The following is a 1,902-nucleotide window of genomic DNA, read 5'->3' as shown; positions in this document are numbered from 1 at the left end:
TGGGAGTACGTCATGCCAAGCTGATAACTGCTTGTGGGTGCAAGTCCCATCCGGCCAAAGCCTTAGCGGGCAAGCCGGGACCGAGTCTTGCGGGCGTCGCGGTAACGCGGGGTCTGAAGTGTAGACAGGAGCCATGCGGGGTGCGGGAATGAGCCTCGAAAGGTGGATGTTCACGGAGGCCGAGTGTGTTCCCTAAACACGAAGGCAACACGCGTATCGTCGTTATGCGAGATGATGCCGCTCCGTCGGGGTCGATGGCCGGATCACGTATGGAAGGCAGTTATCGGAACATGAGAGGCCCGACCGGGTCCGCCAGACTGGTCTCTGGTGGGGGGCAGCAACAAGGCACTGCCGGAGTTGTTGACCGAGCTGAGGTCGGGAGTCGGACTGGTTCATAGTACCAATGAAACCGTTGAAGGAAACGAAACGCGTGGAGGGAAGGGATCGGCCCGAGAGGATCTCGCAAGAGGAGGCCAGGGTCCGGACACAGAGCCGGGTTGTCCTGATGCCAAACCTCGAGCGGGTGAACGCGGCAGCCAGACAGGTTGCCCGAACTCGGTTCACTGCACTGCTGCATCACGTCGATCTGAATGCGCTTCATCGTGCATTCAGACGGCAAAAACGGCAGGCAAGCGCAGGCGTCGATGGGATGACTGTGGCGAAGTACGAAGAGAGGTTGGAGCAAAATCTTCACGATCTCTGCGAACGGGTCCACACGGGTCGCTACCGGCCACAGCCGGTGCGACGTGTTTACATTCCAAAAGCCGATGGCGGAAAACGGCCACTTGGAGTGCCGACCTTGGAGGATAAGATCGTCCAGGGCGCGGTCGCTGAAGTGCTTAGTGCCGTCTATGAGGCCGACTTTTGCGGGTTCTCCTATGGCTTCAGGCCAGGGCGCAACCCGCACATGGCACTGGATGCATTGCATACAGCGATCATGAGCCAGCGCATGAACTGGGTGCTCGATGCCGACATCCGCAGCTTCTTTGACTCGGTTGACCACGAGTGGCTGTTGCAGATGGTGGCGTACAGGATAGCCGATCCCCGTATCCTCCAGCTTATCAAGCTGTGGCTGCGGGCGGGAATCCTTGAGAGCGGCGAGACGTATGAGACTGACAAGGGTACCCCGCAAGGAGCTGGCATTAGTCCGCTCCTCGCCAACATCTTTCTGCACTACATCCTCGATCTGTGGGTTCATCAATGGCGTCGACGCTATGCACGCGGCCGAATTGTGATCGTGCGCTACGCCGACGACTTCGTTATGGGCTTCGAAAACAAGGATGATGCGCTGAATATGCTTCTGGCCCTCAAGGAGCGACTAGGCAGTTTTGGCCTAGCGCTCCACGAAGGCAAGACGCGGCTGATCGAGTTTGGCAGGTTCGCGGCTTTGACTCGGCAGCGGCGTGGCGAGCGAAAGCCCGAGACCTTCGCCTTCCTGGGCTTTATTCACTACTGTGGAGTGACCCGTGATGGCAGGTTTATCGTGAAGCACAAGACGGAAGGGAAACGCCTGACGCGAAAGCTGAAGGCGTTGCGCGAGGGAGCATGGCGGCACATGCACATGACGTTGGCTACCCAGCACAAGTGGCTTGCCGCTGTGCTGCGTGGACACTACGGCTACTACGGCAGGCCGCATAACTATCCCGCGCTCAACGGTTTCTACCAGCAAACACGCCGCATATGGTTCCGCTGCATGAGGCGGCGAAGTCAGAAAAGCCGGCGAATGGGTTGGTTGGAATTTGAAATCCTCACCGCACGCTTCGCGCTGCCAGTCCCACGTATTACTCGAACTTGGGCGCAGGCCAGGAGATGACGCGGGTTACTCTCGGGAAGAGCCGGGTGCGGGAAATCCGCCCGCCCGGATCTGTGAGGGCGAAGCCGAATGGCATAGCTACTCGACCA

1 protein-coding gene is annotated in these 1,902 nt (G+C 59.1%); it reads left to right on the top strand.

Annotated features, from left to right (window positions below):
* The first annotated feature begins 403 nt into the window (after positions 1–403).
* Positions 404–1,813, top strand: a complete 1,410-nt coding sequence (gene ltrA / locus C8J33_RS26775) for a group II intron reverse transcriptase/maturase (RefSeq protein ID WP_132665933.1) — start codon at positions 404–406, stop codon at positions 1,811–1,813.
* The last annotated feature ends 89 nt before the right edge of the window (positions 1,814–1,902 follow it).

This window comes from Rhizobium sp. PP-CC-3G-465, from assembly GCF_004343445.1.
GTDB classification, from domain to species: Bacteria; Pseudomonadota; Alphaproteobacteria; order Rhizobiales; family Rhizobiaceae; genus Ferranicluibacter; species Ferranicluibacter rubi.
Note: the sequence above shows the minus strand (reverse complement) of the source record. Positions and strands in the feature narration are given on the sequence as shown.

Coding starts and splice junctions, on each gene's coding strand:
- ltrA (WP_132665933.1), top strand. CDS start 404: ATGAAACCGTTGAAGGAAACGAAACGCGTGGAGGGAAGGGATCGGCCC.